Here is a 23,691-nt window from a genome sequence, read left to right on the forward strand (position 1 = left end):
AGGGCGCGGGACAATCGGGGCATGACCGGAGAGACCGCTGTCGGTGCGCTGCACCATGTCGAGATCTGGGTGCCCGACCTGCCCCGGGCCGTCGCCGCCTGGGGGTGGCTGCTGGAGGAGCTCGGCTATGAGCCGTACCAGGAGTGGGCGGCCGGTCGCAGCTGGCGGCTCGGGGCGACGTACCTGGTGTTCGAGCAGTCGCCCGCGCTCAGCGCCGGGCGGCACGACCGCCTCCGCCCCGGGCTGAACCATCTCGCCTTCCACGCCGGCGACCGCGCCCGGGTGGACGCGCTGGCGGAGCGCGCGACGGCGTACGGCTGGACGTTGCTGTTCCCCGACCGCCACCCGCACGCCGGCGGGACGGAACACTATGCCGCCTACCTGGAGAACACGGACGGCTTCGAGATGGAGCTGGTCGCGGGAGCGGTCACGACGTGAAGTGAGCGTGGGCGGCCGTCAGCAGGGCCGGGCAGGGCGGCGGAAAAGCACGCGCTTGTTCGATGGCCGAGGACCATAATGAGGCAGTTATGCGGCCCGATCACCTTTCCCCGGACGAACTGCTCAACGAGGTCGAACCCCTGTCCCACGGACAGCGGTGCCACCGCCTGGCCGAGCGCGGCAAGGAGCTGGCGGGCCGGCCGGACGCGCTCCAGGCCCTGATCACGGCCCTGGCGGAGCGCGGCCCGTACGAACGGCTGCTCGCGGCGCAGCTGGCCGTCATGACCGGGCACCTTCCGCACCTCACCCGCGCCACCGCCGACCCGGATGCTGACATATCCCGGTACGCGATCGGCCACGCCGTCAGGCTGGGCATCCCCGACGACGCCGTCATGGAGATCGTCCGCGACGCCCCCGCCGTCCATCGCGCGGCCGCCTACCGGGCCGTCCGGCGCGACCGCAGGAGCGACCTGGCCGAGCGGCTGGTCGACGAGGTACGCGGGCGCTGGGGCGACCGCGAGGCCGCGGGCCTGCTGGTGGTCTGCTCCGCCGAGGCGGTCGCGGCCAGGCTCGGCGACCTGGCGCACGCGGTGCCCAACTGGGGCGCCCTGGCCAGGCGGCATCCGCACGCGGTGCTCGACCACGCCGAGTCGGTGCTGGCCGAGCTGCCCCGCCCCCTGCGCGAGGCGTGGTGGACGGCGACGGCCGCGGGCATCGAGGTGGCCGCCACGCACGCACCCGAGCGGGTGATCGACCTGCTGGAGCGCTACCCGGCCAACCGGAGCTGGCACTGCGCGGGCCGGCTGCTGGACGCCGACCCCGTCCGTACGCTGGCCCTCTACCTAGGCGCCGGGCAGCGCCACCAGCTCACCCGGCTGCTGCGGCGCAGGGCGGTACGCCGGCGGCTGGCCTCGCTTCCCGACGACCGGCTGGCCGGGGTGGGGCGGGCGGTGCGCGACGTCGAGGAGTCGCTGATCGACCTGCTGCGTTCGGTGCCGCCCGCGCGCAGGGACGCGCTGTTCACCGAGGTGATGGCGGACGTCGACCAGTCGCAGGCGACCTACTCGCCGTACCTGCTGAGCGTCCTGCCGCTGCGCCGCCGGGTCGCGGAGGCGCGACGCATGCTGGCGCTGCGCTCCGTCGCCGAGGACCCGCGGCAGACCCGGTGGATCACCGCCTTCCTCCCGTACGACGAGGCCGAGCCCGTGCTGCGGGCCGTCACCCGCCGCTCCGACGCGCTCGACCGCGCCGACGGCTACCGGAGCCTGATCGCCTGCGCGGGGCGCGCCCGCGACCCCGAAGTCGTCAGCCGGATGCTGGCCGCGCTCGGACGGCTGCGCAACGAGCAGGACCCGGTACGCCAGGCCGCCGTCCAGGCGCTGACCGGCATCCCGCCGCGGCTGTGGACGGCCGGGCACGTGCCCGTGCTGGACCGGTTCGTGGAGGACGCGGTCAACGCCCGCGACTGCTCCTACCAGACCCGGCGCGACCTCTCCCGCCTGGCGGCCGCGATCTTCGAGGAGGGCGCGCGGCAGGACGAGCCCGCCCTGCTGGAGTACGGGCTGCGGGTCCTCGAACGGCTGGCCGGCTCCGTGGGCACGGTCTCGGTGCACCGGCTGTCGCGGGTGCTCAGGCGGGGCCAGGAGGCCGAGCTGGTACGCCGGCTCGCCCCCTACCTGGAGGCGGAGGCCCGCCACGACCGGCACCAGCTGGCCTTCCTGCTCGCCGAGGCCCTCGACCGGCGCGGCCACGACCTGCCCGAGCTGCAGCGGGCGCTGGAACGCGCGCTGACGGCCACCGGCGAGTCCGACGCGATCAGGGCCGTCGACTTCTGGCTGGCGCCGCCGCGCACCAGGGGTGAGCGGGTCGAGGCGCTGCTGGCGGCCGATCCCTCCGTGGTGATGCTCGGCTCCGTGTTCAACGAGCTGGCGGCGCGGCGTACGGACCTGCTGGAGTACTTCCTGGGCCGGCGGGCCCGCAAGGGGCGCTTCGCCCAGAGCGGGGTGCGGCGGGTCCGGTACGTTTCGCGCCAGCTCGTCCGGCGGTGGACGGGGCGGCAGCGGGAGGCGTACGCGGAACTGCTGGAACGCGTCGTGTGGAACACGTCGCTGCCCCTGCACGAACGGGCGCAGGCGGTGCGGATGCTGGGCGAGGTCCCGGCGATCGAGGCCGGCCGGCTGCGGCACCTGGAGTCGGAGGTGCTGCTGCGGCGGGCGATGCTGACGACGCTGCCCTGGACGGCGCGCCCGCAGGAGGTGCTGGCCGAGCTGCTGTCGTACGCGGGCTCGGACGACGCCCATGTGGCCGTGTCGGCGGCGGCGCGGGCGGCGCGGTTCGTCCGGCCGGCCGAGCTGCCGGCGGCGCTGGAGCCGGTCCTGGCCGAGGGCAAGATCACCGCCCGCAAGGAGGCGGTACGGCTGCTGGCCGGGCACCACGCGCCCGGGGCGATGGCGCGGTTGCGGGGCCTGTGGGAGGCCGAGGGGCAGCACAAGGACGTGCGGGTGGCGATCGTCTCGGCGGTCCTCGGCCTGCTCGACGAACCGGGCGCATGGGACCTCCTCACGGAGGCGGTCGCCATGGCGCGGGGCGATGGGGCCGGGGATGCGGTGGCCGACCTGGTGGCTCCCGTGCTCGGTGCGCAGCCGCTGGACGTGCCGAGCCGGTGGCGGGCCGCGTTCGGGGAGCTGATCATCGCCGCCACGCTCGCGGAGGAGCGGACGGTCCGGCTGACCGCCGTCGCGGCGCTGCCGCGCTGGATCGCCCACGCGCCGGGGGCCATGGAGCGGCTGGCCGAGGTCGCCCGCGATCTCGACGACGCCGCGAGCTGGCGGGCCGCCGTACGCGGGCTGGTCACGGGCGCGTGCTCGGGGTACGAGCCCGAGGTGCTGCGGCGGACGGTACGCGCGCTCGCCGCCGCCGCGGCCGAACCCGACGCGGGGGCCGCCCGCGACCGTCCGGCCGCCCAGCGGCTGGCGGACGTCGTCGAGGTCCTGCGCCGATGGCACCGGGCGGAGGGTGAGCCGATCGTGCCCGACCTGCCCGACGACCTCCCGCCGGACCTGGCGGCCGAGCTCCTGGCCGGCACCCTCGACTGGGACGCTCCGCGACCGGCGCTGGAGCGGCTGGTGGCGACGGTTCCCGGGGTGCTGTCCGCCGTCGAGACCGGCGAATTCCTGGCCGAGTCGGCCGAGGACGTGCCGATGGAGCGGGTGCTGCCGCAGGCGGAGTGGCTGGCCGGGCAGGGGGAGAAGGGCGCGCTGCTGGCCACGGCGCTGGCCGCGTCGTGCGGGCCCCGTTCGGGCTGGGCGGCGCCGTGGCGGGAGCTGGTGCGACGGGTACGCGCGTCCAGCCACCCCGAAGCCGCCCACCAGGCCCTCCGCGTCACGACGGCCGACGAGTGATCGCCCTGCTGTCCTTCACGCCCCGCTCGTCAGGGTGACCGCCCGCAGAGGGGCCGGTCAGACGTCGGTGTGGGCGTAGTCGCACTCGTCGAACTGCGGCGTCCGCACGACCGTGGAGTCCGTCTCCGTGCCGCCGCCCACCTGCTCGGCCTGGGCGGCCGGCGCGGAGGTCAGGACGAGGGTGGCCAGGATGACCGCGGTGGACGCGGCCACGCGGCGGACAGGGCCGCGCTGGTGAGCCTTCATGGGTCCTCCATGAGGAACGCTCGACTGGCCCCATCGTGGGCGCTGCGGCGACGGATGTCCAGGCCGAACCTCGTTCCCGTCGCCGGACGCGGCCTGGGCGGCGCGGAGCGGGTCGGCGAGGGGTTGACGATGGCTGTTAGGGTCGGTCCTCATCACTGACCGAGTCAAGAATTCGTCATGGGAGGGTCATGAGGACCTTTAAAAAAATCGCGATCATCACCTCCGTGCTCGCCGGAGCGGCGGCGACCGCCGGGACGGCGGCGCCGGCCGCCGTCGCGCAGGCCGCGCCCGCCTGGGCCGCCTACCACGGGCTCAGCGCCGGTCAGAGCGTGAGCCGGGTGACGCAGCTCAAGAACCAGGGCTACCGGCCGATCACGGTAAACGTTTCGGACGGGGAGCGGTACGCCGCCGTCTGGCTCAAGGGCGGGGCGCCCAACGACTGGGGCATCTGGCAGGGCATGTCGGCCAGTGGGTTCAAGAAGCGCTTCGCCGCCGCGGTCAAGGAGGGTGCGCAGCCGACCAGCGTCTCCGCCACCGGGCCCGCCGACTCGCCGGTGTTCGCCGCCATCTTCGAGCGGAAGAAGGGCGCGTTCGTCTCCAAGTTCGGGCTGACGCCCGCCCAGTTCGGCGCCGAGAACAAGCGGGCCGCCGCCAACGGCCTGGCGCTCAGCTCGGTGGACGCCTACGGCACCCCCGGCGACATCCGCTACGTCGGAGTCTGGAGCGCCGACTCGGGCGGCGCCTGGTACTACACGTACGGCAAGAGCAGGCAGCAGCACCAGGCCGAGTACAACGCCAAGCGGCAGAAGGGCTTTCGGCCGGTCAAGGTGGCCGTGGCGCCCGACGGCACCTACAGCGCGGTGTGGCGCAAGGACGGGCTGAGGTCCTGGGCCCACTTCGTGGACATGAACGCCGCCGGCTACCAGAAGCGGGTCGACGACCTCAAGGCCAAGGGCCTTCACCCCGTGCAGGTCAACGCCGAGAACGGCAAGTACACCGCCGTCTGGCAATGACGCGCTCCCCAGCCTGGGCGCTGGGGATTCAGCCTGTGCCGCGTGTGCGGCACTTCTGATGGCTTCCTGTTTCTCTGGGTCCTGCCCTCCGCTAGGCGGCGGGTCTCACGGTTTTTCCGCAGGCGTTCAGCCTCTCCGCCCGTCCGGCGGCGAGGCTGTTGATCGCCGCGTTGACGTCTCTGTCGTGGACCGCCCCGCATGGGCAGGTCCACGACCGGATGTTCAACGGCATCTCGTCTTGCAAGGCTCCGCACGTCGAGCACAGCTTGCTCGACGGGAACCAGCGGTCGATCCTGGCGAAGGTGCGGCCGTACCGCTTCGCCTTGTACTCCAGCATGTTCACGAACCGGGACCAGCCCGCATCGTGCACCGACTTGGCCAGCTTCGTGCGCGCCATACCCTTCACGGCAAGGTCCTCCACATACACCGCTTGGTTGTCGCGGATGATCTGGGTGGAGAGCTTGTGCGCGAAGTCCCGGCGCGTGTCGGCCACCTGGGCGTGAGCCTTGGCGACCTTGGCCTTGGCCTTGGCCCGGTTCACAGAGCCCTTCTCTTTTCTGCTCAGCGCTTGCTGCGCCTTGCGAAGCTTCTTCGCCGCGCGCCGCAGGATGCGCGGGTTGGCGATCTTGCGGCCGTCCGACAAGACCGCGAAACGCGTGAGACCCAGGTCGATGCCCACCTCGGGCGCCACTTCGGGCAGCGACCTGTCGGCCGTCTCCACCACGAATGAGGCGAAGTACCGCCCGGCCGCGTCCTTGATCACCGTCACTGATGACGGCTCGGCGGGCAGGTCCCGGGACCAGCGAACCGGCACGTCGCCGATCTTCGGCAGGCGCAGCTTTCCGCCAGGGGTGATCGCGAACCGGGCATTCTTGGTGAACCGGACCGCTTGCCGGTTGTCCTTGCGCGACCGGAACCGGGGCGGCGCGATCTTCGGGCCCTTCCGCTTCCGGGTGATCGAGGCGAAGAAGTGGCGATAGGCGAGGTTCAGGTCGGCGAGCGCCTGCTGCAGCACCACGGCGGACACCTCGCCCAGCCATGCCCGTTCCGGCGTCTTCTTCGCCTGCGTGATCACCTGCTTGGACAGGTCCCCGTCCGAGATGTACGGCTGCCCGTTCTCGCGGGCCTCCCGCCGCATGCGCAGCCCGTCGTTGAACACCGTCCGCGCACACCCGAACGCCCTGGCCAGCGCTTGACGCTGACCAGCGGTCGGGTAGAGGCGAACGTTGTATCGGAGCTGCACCATCCGATCTTACCGCCGATGACACTACAGTGGTGTCATGATCCGGATTACCCTCAGACTCCCCGACGACGTACACGCCCAGCTGCTCACCCAGGCCGAAACCGATCGCCGATCCCTCAACTCCGAGATCGTGCACCTGATCGAGGTGGCACTCAACGCCGAAAGCGGAGACGACGAATCGCCTTGACGGCGATTCGTCTACCCCTGCTCCGCTGCGCGGGAGAGTCGGCTCCACCCCCGCACTGAAGGGCGGAGCACTGCCGACGCCTTGGTAGCGGGCCGGAGGACGCGCGGCCGCCGGGGTCAGTTCTGCAGGATCCGGACGTCGCCCGACGAGCTGCGCGCCACGATCTTGCCGTCGCTCTTGCCGTCGTGCTTCACCTCGGAACGTTCGCTGCCCTCCTTGCTGTCCGCCGTGACCGCGTAGGCCCCCGAGGGCACTCTCGCCGTCACCCTCCCGTCCGTGGACTCCAGGTCGAGCGTGGCGGGCCGGACGGTGAACGCCACGTCGATGGCTCCGTCGAAGGTACGGGCCCGTACATAGGTGGACTTGAGGCCCTCGGCCGTGAGCGGGCCCTCGCTGCGCAGCCGCAGCCGCCCGGAGGCGCCCGTCACCTGGATGCGGTCCCTGCTGACCACGTCCACGTCCTGGGTGAGGTCCTTCAGGATGACGCCGTCCGCGGCGTCCACCGACAGCTTCACGCCGGGCGGGACCTTGACGTGATAGCGGGCGCCGCAGTCGCCGAAGACCATGTTGCAGTCCGCGCTCAGGCGCAGGTCGCCGTCGCGCAGGGACCAGGCGGGGTCGGCCGTGGCCGCCTTGCCGCGCAGCCAGCGCTCCACCTGGACGGTGCCGCTCGTGCCCGGGAGCACGCGTACCCCGCCGAGGGAAGCGTCGATCTTCAGGTCGGTTCCGGTGAACGGGAACGACTGGGTGGCGTGGACCTCGTCCGCTTCGAGTTCCACGCCGCAAGCGCCGGTCGCCGCGACGAGTAACGCCGCGCACGCCGCAAATGCCGCGATCTGCCTCATGGTCACGATCGTGGCCGAGCGCCGCTCGCGCCCCATCGGCCATCCGGCCGAACCGGCCCCGGCTCCCTCGTCCGTTCGGCCGGTCGAAAGAAGGCCCCGGCTCCCTCGTCCGTGTTCGGCCGGTCCGAATAGGGCCCGGCCGGTGGCCGCCGGCCGGGCCCGGCCTCTCAGCCGCCTACAGGGCGGCCAGGATGGTTCGCACCTGGCCGAGAGGGTCGGCGCCGACCGGGCGGAGGACCACCGTGTCGGCCCCGGCCGCCCCCAGGCTCTTGACCCACTCCGCGGCCTCCTCCGGCGCCCCGGAGGCCATCGCCACGTCCTCGGGCGCCACCCCCAGGAACCCCGCCTGCCCGTCGAGCAGGGACCGCGCGGCCTCGTCCAGCTCGGCGGTCCCGCGCAGGTAGGCGAACACGACCAGTTCGTGCTCCTCGGTCGCGCCGATCCGGTCGAGGACCCCGGGCAGCTGGTCGGGGCCGACGCCCTCGGGCAGGATCGTGCCCTGGGCCACCCGGCCGGACAGCGCCAGCGAGCGCGGCCCCTTGACCCCGGCCAGCACGGGCGGCGGCACGGCGGGCGGGTGCACCAGCGTGACACCGTCCAGATGGACCGACTTCCCGTCGAGGGTGACGCGCTCGCCGCGCAGGAGCGCGCGTACGGACGTGATCGTCTCCTCCAGGAGGGCCAGCGGCGACGGGACGGCGGCGCCCACCTGCTCCATCCAGGCGCCCACGCCGTGCCCGATGCCGGCGGCCAGCCGGCCGGGGTGCAGGCGGGCCAGGTTGGCCAGCTCCATCGCCAGCAGCATGGGGTTGCGCAGCGGCGCGGGGGTGATGCCGATGCCCACCCGCAGCCGGGAGGTGACGGCGAGCGCCGTCGCGGCGGACGAGACGCCGCCGGTCCAGCCCAGGTCCTCGACCACCCAGAGATCGTTCACGGACGTCTCGTCGAGCGTCTTGGCGAACGGAACGAGCTGCTCGGGCGGCAGGTCGCGGTCGAACATGACTCCGAGTCTCACGGTGCCCTCCAGTGGTAGCGGTAGAGACGGCCGGTCTCCGAGTATCCGGCACACAGGAAGGCGTCGGCAGCCGGGACGTTGCCGGGCCTCGCCCGGGTGGCGGTCCCGAGCCGGGACGTTGACGGGGCCTCGCCCAGGTGGTGGTCCCGAGCTGGGAGCGCGCGGGCTCGGGGGACGACGTGACGGCTCCGGGCCGCGGCGGCCGGCGTCAGGCCGCGGTGCCGAGCGCCGTTCGGGCCTCGTCGAGCGATCCGCTGGTCGCGAAATGCCGGTCGAGGTTCGTGATCGTCAGGAGATGCCGGATCATGCCCGGCCCGACCACCAGCACCATTCGTCCCCGCATGTGCTGCACCTGGTTGAGCGTCTCCACGAGCACGCCCAGCCCGACCGAGTCGCAGAACGGCACCTCGGTCAGATCCACGATCAGATTGACCGGAGCGGCGAGCGCCTGTTCCAGCTCGGCCCGGAGCCGGGGCGCACCCGCGACGTCCAGGTCGCCCACGACACGGACCACCGTGCAGGGGCCCTCCCGCCAACACCTGACCACCATGGGCCTCACCTGCCCCGAGCCCAGAAAGATATGCCTATTTCTTACATATGTTCTGCATTGCCGTTTTGGTGGTTGGTGTAACACCGGGTTTCGCGGTTGGGGTGGCATTCGCCTTCGGTTGCTTGACCTTGAGCTGGTCGCTGCCCAGGATCACTTCAATGCCGGCGGTGTCGGTCTTGCGCAGCTCGGCCCCCGGGATGGCGGCCGCCACGACCTTCGCCGCGGCCTCCTGGCCCTCGCCGTGGCGGACGACGGTCTTCTTGTAGTCCTTCTTGGTGGTGTTGCCCGGATCGCCGGGGACCTTGAACCCGTACGCGACCAGCGCCGTCTTGGCCCGAGCCGCCAGGCCCGTGATGAGCGTGCCGTTCTTGACCTTGAGCGTGATCTCGCCGGGCGGGACCGCGGACGGCTTGACCGACGGCGTCGCGGCGGCGCTCGGCGTGGGCTCGGCCGGGTCCCGGTCGGCGTCGATCGCGGCGAACATGTCGCGGGCCGCCTGCTTGTCCCACAGCACCGCCGACTCGCCGGTGGGCGTCTTGAAGTCGACGTCGGACAGCGGCACCTCGGCGAACTTCACGTCGTCGAGCGAGACGTCGCGCATCTGCGTGGCCAGCCCGAGCAGCCCGTCGTCCGGGTCGACCCGGACCGTGCTGAGCGTCGAGTTGACGAACGAGGCCAGCTTGGCCGGGTTGGCCAGCGTGTCGGCGCTGAGCGCCCGGTTGAGCAGGGCCGAGATGACCTGCTGCTGCCGGTCGATGCGGTCGAGGTCGGAGCGGGCGGTGGCGCGGGTGCGCGCGTAGCCGAGCGCCCGCACCCCGTCGAGCTGGTGGGTGCCGGCCGGCAGGTTGAGCGCGATCTTGGTGTCGTCGATCGGCACGGGCGTGCAGACGGTGACCCCGCCGAGCGAGTCGACCACGTCGATGAAGCCCAGGATGTTGACCTCGATGTAGCGGTTGATCTGCAGCCCGGTGACCGCCTCGACGGTCTGCTTGGCCAGCTTGGGCCCGCCGAACTGGTACGCCGAGTTGATCTTGTGATCACCCTTGCCGGGAACCGTGGTCCAGGTGTCGCGCGGCAGGCTGACCACGGTCACCTTCTTGTGGTCCTCCGACAGGTGGATGACCATCATGGTGTCGGTGCGCTGGCCGGACTCGCGGCCCAGCTTGAGCCGGTTCTGCTGCTGGCGGGTGAGGTCGTCGCGCTTGTCGACGCCGACCATCAGGATGTTCTCGGCGCCCGAGGACGAGGGCGCGGTCACCCCGGCGTCCACCGTGCCGATCTGGCGCGGTGTCGCCCACACCACACCCGTGGTGACCAGCACGCCCGTGGACAGCAGCCCGGCCAGCACGACGTTGCGGCGGCGGGCCTTCGCGCTCCTGCGCGGCCTCCGGGTGCGGACGGGTGTCAGCTTGACGCCTCCGTAGGCGTCGCCGCCCACGAGCACACCGCCGTCCTCCTCGCCCGGGTCGCGCATGCCGTCCCCCTTTTGTCACCCCGGTGGATCGGGGCCTTCGATTGCCCTCCTCCCCTGGTCGTACAGTAGCGTGAGCCCCGCCATGAAGCAGTTCCCCGACTCGCCGCACGCGCCCGCGGAGACGCGCGGCTGGCCCCCCATCTCCGTCATCATGCCGGTCCTCAACGAGGAGCGGCACCTCCGCGAGGCCGTCGGCCAGGTCCTCGCCCAGCAATACCCAGGCGAGATCGAGCTCGTCCTCGCCGTGGGTCCGTCCCAGGACCGCACCCAGGAGGTCGCCGACGCCATCGCGGCGGCCGACCGCCGGGTGACGGTGGTGCCCAACCCGACGGGCCGCACCCCCAACGCCCTCAACGCGGCCATCGCCGCCTCGCGTAACGACATCGTCGCCAGGGTCGACGGGCACGCCATGCTGCCCTCCGACTACCTGCGCGTCGCCGTCGAGACGCTGGCGGAGACCGGCGCCGACAACGTCGGCGGCGTCATGGCGGCGGAGGGGATCACCCCCTTCGAGCAGGCCGTCGCCTGCGCCATGACGTCCAAGATCGGCGTGGGCGCCGCCGCCTTCCACGTGGGCGGCACGGCGGGCCCCGCCGACACCGTCTACCTCGGCGTCTTCCGCCGCTCGGCCCTGGCCAGGGTCGGCGGCTACGACGAGCACTTCCAGCGGGCCCAGGACTGGGAGATGAACCACCGCATCCGCCAGACCGGCGGCCTGGTGTGGTTCCAGCCGCGCATGCGGGTCTCCTACCGGCCACGGCCCAACGTGAAGGCGCTGGCCAAGCAGTACTTCCACTACGGCCGCTGGCGCCGCGTGGTCTCGCGCACGCACGAGGGCACGATCAACCTGCGCTACCTGGCGCCGCCGGTCGCGGTGCTGGCGATGCTGCTCGGGCTGCTCGTCTCGCCGTTCTTCCCGCTCGCGCTGATCGTCCCCGGCGGCTACGCGCTGGCCATCGCGGCCGGCTCGGCGGTGACCGGCAGCGGGCTGCCCACGGCGGCGAAGCTGCGGCTGCCGCTCGTGTACGCGACCATGCACTGCTCCTGGGGCTGGGGCTTCCTGACCAGCCCGAGAAAGCTGGCCCGCCCGCCGGGACAGACAGTGAGGAGAGAGGAGCCCGCGCCGCGCTTCGGCGAGTAGCGAGCCCGCACCGGGCCCTCGGCGAGTGCGCTCAGGAGCCGGCGAAGACCCGCTCGACGGCGGCGTTGAAGCGGGCCAGCGCGTCCGGGTACTCCGGGCCGAAGAGCTGGCTCCTGAGCTTGACCCTGGCTCCGGCCAGGGTGTCATCCCCGTCCAAGAACTCGGCGAGGTTCGACAGGTCCTCGCCGAGCAACACCCCCGCCTCGGCGCTGGGGTAACGCTCGTGGAAGGCGGCCTCGGGCAGCCCGGCCACGTTCGTCACCGCGTACGGCTTCTCGCTGGCCAGGAAGTCGGCCACGACGCTGGAGATGTCGCTGATCAGCAGGTCGCACTCGTTGAAGCAGTCGTACAGGTGCGGCTCGGGACCGTCGACGATCAGGTGCCTGATCCGCTGCGCCTCCTCCCCGGCCCCGTGCGAGGGATGCCTGGCCTTCGACTTGGCCAGCTCGGCCGCCTCGATCATGGCCACGATCTTCCGGTGCGCCCGGGTGGCGCTCTTGTCGCGGTGGCCGGTCAGCGGGTGGGGCTTGTAGATCACCCGCAGCGGCGGCCGGTGGTCGAGCAGCGCCCGCACGAGACGCGGGCCCATGGTGATCAGCGAGGTGTGGAACAGGTCGTCGTTCCAGCCCTCCCAGGTGGGCGCGTACAGGACGGTCCGGTACGGCAGCCCGGGCCCCTCCGTCGAGATGCCCTCCAGCTGCGGCCGGCCGACCTCGTGGATGTTCTCGTCCCTGACGCCCACCTTGGCCCGGCGGTAACGGTCGCGGCCCGCGGGCCCGGCCACCCACACCTCGTCGTACACCCGGGAGAACGGGTTGAACGAGGCCTCCTTGTCGCTGTCGCCGTGGTTGAGGAACGCGCTGCGCAGGGTCGGGATGCGCAGCATGTGCACGTTCCTGCCGACGTTGGCGACGTACAGGCAGAGGCGGGCCCCGGCCAGCGCGCGGAAACTCATCAGGTCGGCCGACGACGGGATGCACACCATCGGCAGGCTGGTGCCTTCGAGGTGCGCGGCCATGCCGCGCTCGCGCAGCACGACGATGGCGCGCCGGTCGATGCGCTCCAGCGTGGGCAGCCACATCCTGGCCTGGTAGGCGGCGGCGGTGGCGCCGGAGAAGTACAGGATGATCTCGGGGGCGTACCGCTCGACCTGCTCGCCGACCACCCGCAGCACGTTGGCGCGGTCGGTGAGGGGCAGGGCGCGGCGCACGTACGGGATGAGCGCGAGCGCCGCCGCGAGCCCGGCCACGAGCGCCACCCCGGCCCCCAGAGTGGCGAGCACGGCCCCGTGGACCGCGCCCAGCACCGGAAGGGCGTCCAGATAGAGGAACGGCACGCTGCGCGCGTCACGCAGCCGCCTGGGCGGCATCTTGGGGATGCGCAGCGCGGAGACGTCGAGGTTGCGGGTGGTCACCGGCATGTGGCTGAGCGTCTGACGCAACCGCATCGCGAGGCCCGTGTGCAGCGCCCGTACGGCGTGCAGGGCGAGCACGCCGGCCGCGAGCGCCACGAACCACGGCGACTCGGCCCCGGCCGTCCGCGCCACCAGCAGCAGGGCCAGCGTCTCGCGCACCAGGAAGCGCAGCGTGATCCCGAGGTGCACCTTGCCGAGCAGGTCGGGCAGCGGGCGGGCGGCGCGCGGGGCGACGAGCTCGACGGCGTAGGAGGCCACGGCGACCGCTCCGAACAGCAGCGGCGCCGGCCACAGTGCCGAGACCAGCAGCGCGGGGTAGCAGCCGAGCAGTGCCGCGATCACGATGAGTCTCCTCATGTGATCGCACGGTAACAATGCTCAGGTCAAGCGCCGTCCACGAGCACGTCTATGACTTGCCCTGATAGGTCGGAGATGAGGATGTCCAGCGAGGTCTGCGAGACGAGGAGGGGAGACGCGCCGGTATTGACGCAGTTGACCCCGATGCCGTCGGCGGCCCACTCGCGGGCCAGCGCCCTGGTCAGCGCGGCCACCGCGGCGGCCCCCGAGGCGTGCAGGGCGCCGGAGCCCGGCGGCACCTGCAGCAGCAGGCTCCCGCGCCGGCCGGCCTGGCGCGACCGTCCCGCCGCCGCCCGCAGGTGGGGGTGGGCGGCGCGGGCCACGTTGAGCGCGCCGAGCTGGCCGGCCCCGACCACGTCCGCGACGCCGTCGCCGGTGGCCGCGAGCAGGTCGCCGGAGGAGCCCGCGCCGGCCGCCAGCACCACGTGATCGGCCCGGCCCACGTCGTCGAGCGCCTTGGCCACCGTGTCGAAGTCCTCGGGCCGCACGCCGTCCGCCCTGGTCAGCACGCGTACGTCGGCGCCACGGGCGGGCCCGGCCGGCGCGGACTCGCCCACCACGACCACGACCTGCCCCGCCAGCGCGTCGGGGGCGCCGGCCGGCACGGCGGCGGGCAGCCCGAAGAGCAGCTCCGCGATGCGCAGGTCGGCCGGATGCGTCACCTTGATGTTGTGCTCGCTGCCCGGCACCAGGTGGATCGGCACCTCGGGCAGGTAACGCAGCACCACGCCGCAGTCGTCGGTGGCGGGCAGGTCGCCGAAGCCGGGATCGGCCATCGCCCGCTCGTAGGCTTCGCGGATCACCGAGAGCCGGAAGCACTGCGGGGTCTGGCTGCGCCGCAGCCGCGCCCGGTCCAGCACCTCGCCGATCACCTCGCCGCCCGGCCCAGGGACCGCGGTGAAGACGGTGTCCGAGCTCGGGATCGCCACGTTGACGGCCTCGTGGGTCTCCAGCGCCCTGACACACTCCGTGATGATCCGGGGCTCCAGGAGCGGGCGTACGGCGTCGTGCAGCAGCACGTTGCACTCCCGCTCGCCCAGCGCGGCCAGCGCCCGCCACGTGCTCTCCGTGCGGCTCGCGCCGCCGTCCACGACCTTGCCGACCTTGCGGTATCCGCCCGCGGCGACGATCTCCCGCACCCGGCCCGCGTATCCGGGCGTCATCAGCACCACGACCTCGTCGATCTCCGGCGCGCCCTCGAATACGGCCAGCGAATGCTCGATGATCGTCCGGCCCGCGACCTCGATGAGCTGCTTGGGCGTGCTGAGCCCCACCCGCTGCCCCACGCCGCCCGCGAGGAGCACTCCAACCGACCGCAGCGGTGAATCCATACCCGGCAGCGTAGTGCCGCCGGTCCGTGATATTGCGGTGACCTGTCGCTACGCTGTGTCTACGCACCCCCAGTGACCGCACTCCACCCCGGCCGGGAGGAGACCTGCGCTTTGCCCGACTCACCGATCCGCGGGGGCACGACCACGTCGGCCGTGCTGCTCGCCACGACGCCCGCGTGCAGGCTCTCCAGCGGTGACGGCACCCTGCTCGACCGCCTCCACGACCAGCTCTCCGTGCTGCCCGTCCGCGACGTCCTGGTGGTCAGCGCGGGCGGCGGCCTCGGGGCCGACCTGCGCGGCGTCGCCAAGATCGCGCGGACCACCACCGGCACGGTGGCCGTGCTCCCCGCCGACCTGGTGGCCCACACCGAGGCGCTGGCGCTGCTGCTCGAACACCCCGCCCACGACACCGCCGCGCTCATCGCCCACGACGCGGCCACCTCGCCGCTGCGGCCTCCCGTACGCGTCGAGGGCGGCAAGGTCGTCGCGGCGGGCAGCTCGTTCCACCTCGTGCCGGAGGCCAACGCCACGTTCAGGGGCGTGCTGCAGACCGGCGAGTCCGACCTGCCCGCGCTCGCCGACATCGCCGAGGAGCTGGCCGAGCTGTCCGAGGCGGGCAAGCTCGGCCCCGTCACCGCGGTCGAGGCCGTCGACCTGCTGCTGGTCGGCCTGGTCAGGTCCGGCGTGAGCGTGCGCGCCGCGGCGATCGGGCCGCTGCACGCCGACCGGGTGAGCGGCCAGAACGCCGCCGACGCCGCCGTCGTCAGGCTGTCGGAGGTGGACGAGGAGCAGGTCAGGCTCGACACCTCCGTCAAGGACGACGACGGCTTCCTGGCCACGTTCCTCGTCTCGTCCTGGACCCGCCACCTGATCAGACCGGCCGTGCTGCTCAAGCTCGCGCCCAACACCGTCACCGGCTTCTCGGCCGGGCTGGCCCTGCTCGCCGCCGTCTGGTTCTCCGCCGGCACGCAAGGAGGACGGCTGGCCGGCGCGGTGCTGCTCTACCTGTCGTTCGCGCTCGACTGCCTCGACGGGCAGCTCGCCCGCTACACCCGCACGTTCTCCCCGCTCGGCGCGTGGGCCGACGGCATGTCCGACCGGTTCAAGGAATACGTCGTCTACGTCGGCCTGGCCTTCGGCTTCGCCGGGCCCGGCATCTGGCCGCTGGCCGTGGGCGCCATGATCCTCCAGGTCGTCAGGCACGCCATCGACGCCACGTACGCGGGAGCCGTCGCCGACGCGGCCAAGGTCGGCGCCATGTGGGGCCGGCCCGCGCGCTCCCTGATGGAGTCGCACGACGCCCGGCGCGACCACGCGGGCGTGCTGAGGATCGCCCAGAGACTCGAACGCGGCACGGTCGCGCGCTGGCTGAAGAAGATCGTCGTCCTGCCCATCGGGGAGCGCATGGCGCTGATCGCCGTCACCGCGGCCGGCTGGAACGCCCGCGTCACGTTCCTGTCCCTGCTCTGCTGGGGCGGCGTCGCGGCCCTCTATCAGCTCGCCGGACGGATCGCGAGGTCGGCACGATGACGTCGGTGCACATGACTCCCGTACCCAACAGCACCGTCGTCGCCTACCGCGACGACGGGCCGCTCTCGCGCGCCATGGGCCTGCTCGTGGCCGGGCAGCTCCCGCCGCTGCCCCCGGTGCTCGCCGGCACGTTCGTCACGGGCGTGCTGCTGCTGATCGGCGTGGCCGGCGCCGACGGGCTGGCGGTCTTCGCGCCCGCCGTCACGCTGCTGCTGGCCGGGCCGGGCAGCACCCACCCGCACGACGGCCGGTTCGACTGGCTCGTGCCGCCGATCCTGCGCCTCATCGAGTACGCCTTCATCGCCGCGGTCGGCTTCGCCCACCGGCTGAACCCCGTACTGATCTTCCTCGTGCTCGGCGCGCTGGCCTTCCACCATTACGATCTGGTCTACCGGCTGCGCCAGCGCGTCTACCCGCCGCCGTGGCTGGCCACCTTCGGGCTCGGCTGGGACGGGCGGATGATGGTGGTCGCGCTGACCGCCCTGTCAGGGTGGCTGACCGGCGGCTATGTCGTGCTCGCGGTCTATCTGTGGGCCCTGTTCAGCTGGGAGAGCCTGACCTGCTGGCTCGCCGCCCCGCTGTCCGGGGCCGAAACGGCCGATACGGGAACGCAAGACTAACGCCGGATTACCCGCACGGGGTCCAAAGACGAATACTCTTTGGGCCTATGGTGGGACGCGCCCTGCGGACGCCCCCGCGTACTCGAAGAGACCTGCTCGACTGAGGAGTGCACGTTGCTGGGAATGGTTCTGGCCGCTGGAGCCGGACGACGTCTGCGGCCGTACACCGACACGCTGCCCAAGGCGCTCGTGCCGGTCGACGGCGAAACCACGATCATGGACATCTCGCTGCGCAATCTCGCCGAGGTGGGCCTGCGGGAGGTCGTGGTCGTCGTCGGTTACGCGGCCCAGGCCGTACACGAGCGCAAGGAGGCCCTGGAGGAGCGGCACGGCGTCAAGCTCACCCTCGTGCACAACGACAAGGCCGAGGAGTGGAACAACGCCTACTCCCTGTGGTGCGCCCGCGACTACTTCGCCCAGGGCGTGCTCCTGGTCAACGGCGACACCGTGCACCCCGTCTCGATCGAGAAGACGCTGCTGTCGGCCCCCGAGACCAGCGACGTGCTGCTCGCCGTCGACGACGTCAAGAAGCTGGCCGACGAGGAGATGAAGGTGACGCTCTCGCCCGAGGGCTCGCTGCGCCGCATCACCAAGCTGATGGACCCGGCCGAGGCCTACGGCGAGTACATCGGGGCCACCCTCATCAGGCCCGGCGCCGCCGACCGGCTGGCCGACGCGCTGAAGACCACGTTCGAGCGCGACCCCCAGCTCTACTACGAGGACGGCTACCAGGAGATGGTCGACCGCGGCGAGATCATCAACGCCGCGCCCATCGGCGAGGTCGACTGGGTCGAGGTGGACAACCACGACGACCTGGCCAAGGCCCGCACCATAGCCGTCCGCTACTGAGGGAGCGCGCATGCCGCTTCTCGCGAGGATGTTGCCGGCGCCCCTGACCATGGACGTCAGGCGGGGCGCGGTGGCTGAGCTCGGCGCGCTGCTGGCCGACAGCCGCGTGGCCACCTCCGGCCGGGTGGCCGTGGCCGTCGGCCGCGGCCAGGGCGACCACATCGAGAGCCTGATCGCGCCCACGCTGGGCGAGGCCGAGGTGTTCCGGGTGGCCGACGGGTCGGTCGACGCGGCCGTCTCGCTCGGCGCCGACCTGCGCAAGGGCGCCTACGAGGTGGTGGTGGGCGTCGGCGGTGGCAAGACGATCGACGCCACCAAATACGCCGCGTCGCTGGCCGGCATCCCGATGGTCGCCGTGGCCACCAACCTGTCCCACGACGGCATCTGCTCGCCCACCGCCTCCCTGATCTACGAGGGCGGCAAGGGCACGTTCGGCGTGCCGATGCCGCTGGCCATCCTGGTCGACCTCGACTTCGTGCACAACGCGCCCCAGGCGCTGGTGCGCGCGGGTGTGGGCGACGTGGTCAGCAACCTGTCGGCCATCGAGGACTGGCAGCTGGGCAACGTCGAGCGCGGCGAGCCCATCGACGGGCTGGCCTGCTCGATGTCCCGCACCGCCGCCGAGGCGCTCATCGGGCGCACGGACTCCATCGAGTCCGACGCGTTCCTGACCGTTCTGGCCGAATCGCTGATTCTGTCGGGCATGTCGATGGTCGTGGCCGGCTCGTCCCGGCCCGCGAGTGGCGGAGACCATGAGATCCTTCATGCCGTGGATCAGCTCTTTCCCGGCACCTCCAACCACGGCGAGCTCGCCGGGATCGGTGCCGCCTTCTGCTTCTTCCTCAGGGAGGACGACGCCCGCGTCAAGCAGGTCGTCGAATGCCTGCGCCGGCACGAGCTGCCCGTCGTCCCCGGCGACATCGGGCTGAGCGCCGAGCAGTTCGCCGAGGTCGTGGCGCTGGCCCCGGCCACCCGTCCCGGCCGTTACACGATCCTGGAGCACCTGCGCATGCAGGACTCCGAGATCCGCGATCGGGTGGGGGACTATGTCCGGGCCTTCGGTAGCTGAGCTCCGCCAGGTGGCCCAGCCTCCGGGCCACCTGGAGCGCAGGAACGGCGAGCACTGGGCGGGCGTCCTCTACATGCGCCGCCTGTCCATCTACGTCACGTGGCTGATGACCAAGACCCCGGTCACGCCCAACCAGCTCACCTGGATCATGACGGTCGCGGGCGTCGCGGCCGGGTTCGTGCTGGCGCTGCCGGGGCTGTGGGCGGCCGTGCTCGCCGCCCTGCTGATCCAGGTCTACCTGCTGCTCGACTGCTCGGACGGCGAGCTGGCCCGCTGGACGGGCAAGACCTCGCTGTCCGGCGTCTACCTCGACCGCGTCGGCGCCTACTTCGCCGAGGCGGCCGTGCTGGCGGGGCTGGGCTGGCGCGCCTCGGAGGTGCTGCCCGACTGGTACACCGTGTTCGGCTTCGCCGCCGCGCTCGGCGCCATCCTGATCAAGGCGGAGAGCGACCTGGTGGAGGTGGCCAGGGCCAAGGGCGGGCTGAGCGCCGCGACCGAGGCGGCGGCGGTGCAGTTCAGGTCGGGGCTGCTGGGGCTGGGCCGGCGGGTGCTGGCGGCGACGCGGTTCCACCGGATCATGCAGCCCATCGAGCTGTCCCTGCTCGCGCTGGCGACCGCGGTGATCGACGTGTTCGCCGGAAACCTGACCGCCACCCGCGTGCTCGTGGTGGCCTGCCTGCTGGCCGCGGCGGTGCAGACGGTGCTGCATCTGATCAGCATCATGGCATCGAGAAGACTTGCTTGATCTCTGTCGGAACCGGAGGCGCCGCTCGTCCGTCGTATTGATCGGACGTCCGCCGTTCGGTGGGGGTTCACTGCCGGTTCCGATACGCTTAGCTTCACCATCCAGACCATGCAAACCCAGCAGACTCGGTGATCATGAAAGAATGCTCCGCTCGTGCTCTCAACGCGTCAGGACGATGATTCGTTGAAGATCTCGTGCGTCATCCTCACCATGGGCAACCGGGTCGCGGAGCTGAACCGGGCGGTCGAGTCCGCGCTCAACCAGGTCGACGGCGACGTCGAAGTGGTGATCGTGGGCAACGGCGCCGACGTGCCCGCGGTGTCGGCGACGCCACCCGAGGGGTCGGCCGCGGTCGTGAAAACGATCCGGCTCGACCAGAACACGGGCATTCCCGCCGGCCGTAATCGCGGTGTGGAGGAGTGCTCGGGAGACGTCGTGCTCTTTCTCGACGACGACGGCTGGTATGCCAGCCAGAAGGTCGTCGCGCACGTGCGCGACCGTTTCGCCACCGAGCCCGACCTGGCGGTGATCTCCTTCCGGATCATGGATCCCGACGGTGGCATCGGCCAGCGCCGCCACGTCCCGCGGCTGCGTTCGGGCGACCCGCAGCGCTCCTCGCCGGTGACCACCTTCCTGGGCGGCGCGTCGGCGATCAGACGTTCGGCCTTCCTCCAGGTGGGCGGTCTTCCCGAGCGGTTCTTCTACGCTCACGAGGAGACCGACCTGGCCTGGCGGCTGCTGGGCGAGGGCTACCGGATCGAGTACGACGCCGAGACGGTGATGTACCACCCCCAGGTGCCCCCGACCCGCCACGCCGAGTTCCACCGGCTCAACGCGCGCAACCGGGTCTGGCTGGCCCGGCGCAACCTGCCGTGGCCGCTGGCGCTGCTCTACCTGACCAACTGGGTCGTGCTCACCGTGATCCGCGAGCGCGGCGCCTCCGCGGCGCTCAAGGCGTGGTTCTCCGGCTTCTTCGAGGGTCTGCGCACCCCCGCCGGCGAACGCCGCCCGATGGCGTGGCGGACCGCGTGGCGGATGGTCAAGCTCGGCCGCCCGCCGATCGTCTGAGCCGGCCGGGGCGCGTCGCCGCGGCACAGCCCCGTGGCGCATGACCGGGCCACGGGGGTCAGGCCGTCGTGGCGGCTCCGAAGGTCATCGCCGCGTGCGCGACCGTGGTGCTGAAGAGGGCCCGCTTGGGCAGCCCCAGCTCGCTCAGCTCCTTGGCGATGGGGTGGTTGCCCAGGCGGATCAGCGCCCCGCCGGGGCGGATCTTCGCGTCGCGGGCGCGTACGGACCAGGGGACCCGCCGGGTGCGGCCGTCGCGGTGGGTGTAGGCGTCGAGCGGCGCCATCGCGCCGCCGACCGGCACCGGCACACCCGGCTTGACCAGCAGGTCGAGCACGAGCCGGCCGTCCTTGCGCAGAATGCACCTCTTGTACGGCGAAGCCAGCCGCAACTCGATGTCGGCCAGTTCCTTGGGGAACCCCCACAACGTCCGCCCGGCCTCCAGCGTGAACCGCTGGTCCACCGGCAGCCAGTGCACGAAGATCCCGGCCTGGCGCAGATCGCCGAGCCCCGTGGAGCCCGGCTGACCGGGCGGGCGGACCAGGAAGGCCATGCCGAACTCGTGGTAGGCGTCGAGATCACCGTCGCGGTAGTCCACGAACACGAGCACGCAGACGGCCTTTCCCGGCAGGACCTCGGCCACGTCTAGGCCGGAGTACGCGATCACCGCCCTGGCGGCGTCGGCACGCACCGGGTAGAAGGCGCTGCACACCTCGGCGTCCCTCACCCGCACAGGCATGCCAACCGTCCGGCCTTGGATCAGATGCGATGCCATGCACCCAGTACATCAACCGGCGGCCCGCACCGCCATTCCCGGCCCGGTGTCGTCCAGGTGCGATGTACGTGGTCTTCGGGGATCCACTGGGAACGATCACACGGCGAGGGCGTGGGCCGTGATCCCGGCCCAGGACTCGGCGCGGCGGACGAAGGCGGCGGCGTGGTCCGGCCAGTGGTGGCGCAGCCGCGCCCGCGCGTGCCCCGAGGCGCCCAGCTCGGCCCGGCGCGCCGGGTCCTCCTTCAGATCCAGTACGGCGTTCAGCACCGCGTCCACGTCCAGCGGCACCACCAGCCCGCAGCCGGCCTCCTCGACCAGCGCGGCGCCCTGCGGGGTGGTGATCACGGGCAGGCCCCGGCCCATGTAGTCCATGATCGTGGTCGGCGGGGCCTGCACCGAGCCGTCGGCCAGGGACAGGCCGGCCAGCGCGCCCTCGGCCATGCGCAGGGCGTGGCGGTGGGGCACGTACCCGAACCAGTCGAGCAGCCCGACCCGCTGCGCGTCCCGCAGCAGTGGCCGCGCCTCGGGGGTCGCGCCGCCGATCAGGTCCAGCCTGATGCCGTGCGGGATCAGCCGCTCGGCCAGCCCGATCAGCTCCGTCACGCCGCGTTCCGCGGACAGGCGGCCGAGGTGGACGACCCGGGAGCCGCCCGGCGGCGGGGGGCTCGCGGCCACCAGGGTCGCCTCGGGCACGTCGGCGGGCGTGATCACCCGGTGCCGCCGCCCGGCGCGGGCCAGTTGCCTGGGCGTGACCGGCTCGCGTAGGTCCCAGACGACCGGAGGACGGTGGTGGGGCAGCGCGCGCAGCAGCCGGTGGTCGTGCACGAGCAGCAGGTCCGCGCCCCGCACGCCGCGTCTGAGCGCGTGGCGGGCCCGGCCGCGGGAGGCCAGGCGCGGCACGTCCACCGCGGTCAGCCCCATGGCGGGGGTCACGTTGAAATAGCTGAAAGGAGCGACGTAGGTCACCTCGTGGCCCGCGTCGAGCAGCGCCCTGATCTGCCGGTGCATGATCCGGGCGTCCTCGGGATGATGGACGGTGGTGGCGACACATGCGCGCATGCGTCGATGCTCCGCGCTTCCCAGGTCAACGGCGTGAATGCGGAAGGAACGGGCGCTTAACTTCGGGAGGGACGGCGATAGAGCCAGACGAGCCGGGGCTCCAGCACCCACTTGAAGACCGTACGGGTCTCCGGCAGGCACAGGATGATGGCCAGCGCGAAGCAGCTCGTGCTGATCGCCAGCACGCCCAGCGGCCCGTGCAGCCACGGGAACTCCAGCCAGCCCATCTCCTTGGCGATCAGCACCGGGATGCCGTGCAGCAGGTAGCAGTAGAGCGTGCGGGTGCCGAGGTCGGTGTACCAGGTCTCGCGCCTGGGCACCAGCGCCAGCACGGCGAAGCACATGGCCAGGGCGCAGATCAGCAGCCCGACGCGCAGCCCGAGGCCCATGTACCAGGACAGGTTGAGGTCCTGGTAGCTGTTCTTGTAGTAGAACGGGCCGAGCTTGGCCATCGGCGCGATGTAGATCGCCACCGCCGCCGCGCAGAGCACGGTGACGATCGAGACGATCTTGATCCAGCGGCGGTTGAGCAGCTCGAAGTGCTCGGGCTGCAGGACCAGGCCGATGACGAAGAACGGCAGCAGGCCGAAGAAGCGGTCCATGCTGAAGTCACCGGAGATCTGGGAGAACCCGGCGAACAGGTAGATCGCGATGGCCACCGGCACCGGGTACTTCATCCGCTTCCACACCGGGGTGGACAGCCGCCAGAACAGCAGCGCCAGCAGATACCAGTTGAGCCAGGCCGGGTCGATGATGGTCAGGCTCCACTTCTGCCCGAGGGAGAAGCGCAGGGCCGCGTAGCCGACCTCGACGATCACGTAGGGGACGAGGAACGTGTCGACCAGTTTGTTGGTCTTCGCGTTGGAGTTCCAGAAGTTGCGCGACAGATAACCGCTGATCACCACGAACAGCGGCATGTGGAAGACGTAGATGAAGATGTAGAGGGCTCTGGCCGAGTCGGCGGCCAGGGTCGGCACCAGCGAGTGGCCGATCGGCACCAGCGCGATCAGGATGAACTTGACGTTGTCCAGGAAGGGATCGCGCCTGCGCGGCTTCGGCTGCTCGGGCTGCGGACGCGGCTCCGGCCGCTCGGCGCCGGACGCCACGGCCTGAACCTGCCCCGCGGCCTGGACCTGCGCCGGAGTCTGGACCTGCGCCGGGGAATGGACCGGTGCGGGGCGTGGGGCGGGGGCCACCGCCGCCTGTGGCATGGTGCGCTCACCCGGGGCGACTCCGTGCGGGTCGGTGGCCTCGCTCCAGAAGGTCTCCTCCGGAAGCGGCCACCTGGCCCCCGTGTCGGCGGGGCCCTCCTCTTCGGGGCTCC

At 72.0% G+C, this 23,691-nt stretch carries 22 protein-coding genes; 11 read left to right on the forward strand and 11 right to left on the reverse strand.

Translation table 11 applies throughout. The features are described 5' to 3' along the window. Positions 1-21 precede the first annotated feature (21 nt). Both B0I32_RS08655 and B0I32_RS08660 read left to right on the forward strand, forming a co-directional pair. Positions 22-438, forward strand: a complete 417-nt coding sequence (locus B0I32_RS08655) for a VOC family protein (protein ID WP_106236578.1) — start codon at positions 22-24, stop codon at positions 436-438. Positions 439-527: 89 nt separating this feature from the next. Continuing rightward, entirely contained in the window at positions 528-3,839 is a 3,312-nt protein-coding gene (locus tag B0I32_RS08660) for a hypothetical protein (RefSeq protein WP_106236579.1), read from the forward strand. Between the two features lie 57 nt (positions 3,840-3,896). Here the strand turns inward: B0I32_RS08660 and B0I32_RS56380 are convergent, their stop codons facing one another. Next, complete coding sequence (locus tag B0I32_RS56380) at positions 3,897-4,085, reverse strand: hypothetical protein (protein ID WP_146178090.1); 189 nt, start codon at positions 4,083-4,085, stop codon at positions 3,897-3,899. 188 nt (positions 4,086-4,273) lie between these two features. On the opposite strand from B0I32_RS56380, the gene B0I32_RS08665 reads away from it, so the two are divergent. Beyond that, on the forward strand, positions 4,274-5,098 hold the full coding sequence (locus B0I32_RS08665) for a hypothetical protein (protein WP_146178091.1): 825 nt from the start codon (positions 4,274-4,276) through the stop codon (positions 5,096-5,098). Between the two features lie 91 nt (positions 5,099-5,189). Here B0I32_RS08665 and B0I32_RS08670 read toward each other — a convergent pair whose 3' ends face one another. Then, entirely contained in the window at positions 5,190-6,341 is a 1,152-nt protein-coding gene (locus tag B0I32_RS08670) for an RNA-guided endonuclease InsQ/TnpB family protein (RefSeq protein WP_106237048.1), read from the reverse strand. A gap of 37 nt (positions 6,342-6,378) precedes the next feature. Between B0I32_RS08670 and B0I32_RS08675 the strand changes: the two genes are divergently transcribed. After that, a complete protein-coding gene (locus tag B0I32_RS08675; RefSeq protein WP_106236581.1) occupies positions 6,379-6,528 on the forward strand; it encodes an Arc family DNA-binding protein in 150 nt (49 codons plus the stop codon). A gap of 116 nt (positions 6,529-6,644) precedes the next feature. Here the strand turns inward: B0I32_RS08675 and B0I32_RS08680 are convergent, their stop codons facing one another. The 4 genes from B0I32_RS08680 to B0I32_RS08695 form a co-directional block, all read right to left on the reverse strand. Next, positions 6,645-7,373 (reverse strand): DUF4097 family beta strand repeat-containing protein, encoded by a 729-nt coding sequence (locus B0I32_RS08680; RefSeq protein WP_146178092.1) that lies wholly within the window; start codon positions 7,371-7,373, stop codon positions 6,645-6,647. A 175-nt stretch (positions 7,374-7,548) separates the two neighbouring features. Next, complete coding sequence (locus B0I32_RS08685; RefSeq protein ID WP_245955684.1) at positions 7,549-8,388, reverse strand: LLM class flavin-dependent oxidoreductase; 840 nt, start codon at positions 8,386-8,388, stop codon at positions 7,549-7,551. A gap of 208 nt (positions 8,389-8,596) precedes the next feature. Next, positions 8,597-8,938, reverse strand: a complete 342-nt coding sequence (locus tag B0I32_RS08690) for an STAS domain-containing protein (RefSeq protein WP_106236587.1) — start codon at positions 8,936-8,938, stop codon at positions 8,597-8,599. Positions 8,939-8,972: 34 nt separating this feature from the next. Beyond that, complete coding sequence (locus B0I32_RS08695) at positions 8,973-10,412, reverse strand: LCP family protein (protein ID WP_106236589.1); 1,440 nt, start codon at positions 10,410-10,412, stop codon at positions 8,973-8,975. Positions 10,413-10,494: 82 nt separating this feature from the next. Between B0I32_RS08695 and B0I32_RS08700 the strand changes: the two genes are divergently transcribed. Next, positions 10,495-11,553: a glycosyltransferase family 2 protein gene (locus B0I32_RS08700; protein WP_106236590.1), complete on the forward strand. Its 1,059-nt coding sequence runs from the start codon at positions 10,495-10,497 to the stop codon at positions 11,551-11,553. A 31-nt stretch (positions 11,554-11,584) separates the two neighbouring features. Here B0I32_RS08700 and B0I32_RS08705 read toward each other — a convergent pair whose 3' ends face one another. After that, entirely contained in the window at positions 11,585-13,324 is a 1,740-nt protein-coding gene (locus B0I32_RS08705) for a CDP-glycerol glycerophosphotransferase family protein (RefSeq protein ID WP_245955685.1), read from the reverse strand. Between the two features lie 26 nt (positions 13,325-13,350). After that, the gene (locus tag B0I32_RS08710) at positions 13,351-14,655 is read right to left on the reverse strand and encodes a bifunctional cytidylyltransferase/SDR family oxidoreductase (RefSeq protein ID WP_106236594.1); all 1,305 of its coding nucleotides are present in this window, start codon (positions 14,653-14,655) and stop codon (positions 13,351-13,353) included. Between the two features lie 111 nt (positions 14,656-14,766). On the opposite strand from B0I32_RS08710, the gene B0I32_RS60850 reads away from it, so the two are divergent. From B0I32_RS60850 to B0I32_RS08740, 6 genes are all read left to right on the forward strand, one after another. After that, the gene (locus B0I32_RS60850) at positions 14,767-16,185 is read left to right on the forward strand and encodes a CDP-alcohol phosphatidyltransferase family protein (protein ID WP_106236596.1); all 1,419 of its coding nucleotides are present in this window, start codon (positions 14,767-14,769) and stop codon (positions 16,183-16,185) included. Next, entirely contained in the window at positions 16,182-16,805 is a 624-nt protein-coding gene (locus tag B0I32_RS60855) for a DUF5941 domain-containing protein (RefSeq protein WP_106236598.1), read from the forward strand. Before B0I32_RS60850 ends, B0I32_RS60855 begins: the two co-directional genes overlap by 4 nt. 114 nt (positions 16,806-16,919) lie before the next feature. After that, positions 16,920-17,654: a phosphocholine cytidylyltransferase family protein gene (locus tag B0I32_RS08725; protein WP_106236600.1), complete on the forward strand. Its 735-nt coding sequence runs from the start codon at positions 16,920-16,922 to the stop codon at positions 17,652-17,654. Between the two features lie 28 nt (positions 17,655-17,682). After that, entirely contained in the window at positions 17,683-18,723 is a 1,041-nt protein-coding gene (locus B0I32_RS08730; protein WP_181307228.1) for an iron-containing alcohol dehydrogenase family protein, read from the forward strand. Then, complete coding sequence (locus tag B0I32_RS08735) at positions 18,701-19,468, forward strand: CDP-alcohol phosphatidyltransferase family protein (RefSeq protein WP_106237049.1); 768 nt, start codon at positions 18,701-18,703, stop codon at positions 19,466-19,468. Before B0I32_RS08730 ends, B0I32_RS08735 begins: the two co-directional genes overlap by 23 nt. Before the next feature lie 183 nt (positions 19,469-19,651). After that, the gene (locus tag B0I32_RS08740; RefSeq protein WP_106236604.1) at positions 19,652-20,536 is read left to right on the forward strand and encodes a glycosyltransferase family 2 protein; all 885 of its coding nucleotides are present in this window, start codon (positions 19,652-19,654) and stop codon (positions 20,534-20,536) included. Between the two features lie 58 nt (positions 20,537-20,594). Here B0I32_RS08740 and B0I32_RS08745 read toward each other — a convergent pair whose 3' ends face one another. The 3 genes from B0I32_RS08745 to B0I32_RS08755 all read right to left on the reverse strand — a co-directional run bounded on the left by B0I32_RS08745 (position 20,595) and on the right by B0I32_RS08755 (position 23,578). Next, complete coding sequence (locus tag B0I32_RS08745) at positions 20,595-21,272, reverse strand: acetoacetate decarboxylase family protein (RefSeq protein ID WP_245955686.1); 678 nt, start codon at positions 21,270-21,272, stop codon at positions 20,595-20,597. A 132-nt stretch (positions 21,273-21,404) separates the two neighbouring features. Then, positions 21,405-22,367 (reverse strand): glycosyltransferase, encoded by a 963-nt coding sequence (locus B0I32_RS08750; RefSeq protein ID WP_106236608.1) that lies wholly within the window; start codon positions 22,365-22,367, stop codon positions 21,405-21,407. A 56-nt stretch (positions 22,368-22,423) separates the two neighbouring features. Continuing rightward, a complete protein-coding gene (locus tag B0I32_RS08755; RefSeq protein WP_106236610.1) occupies positions 22,424-23,578 on the reverse strand; it encodes an acyltransferase family protein in 1,155 nt (384 codons plus the stop codon). Positions 23,579-23,691 lie beyond the last annotated feature (113 nt).

This window comes from Nonomuraea fuscirosea (assembly GCF_003001935.1).
GTDB classification, from domain to species: domain Bacteria; phylum Actinomycetota; class Actinomycetes; order Streptosporangiales; family Streptosporangiaceae; genus Nonomuraea; species Nonomuraea fuscirosea.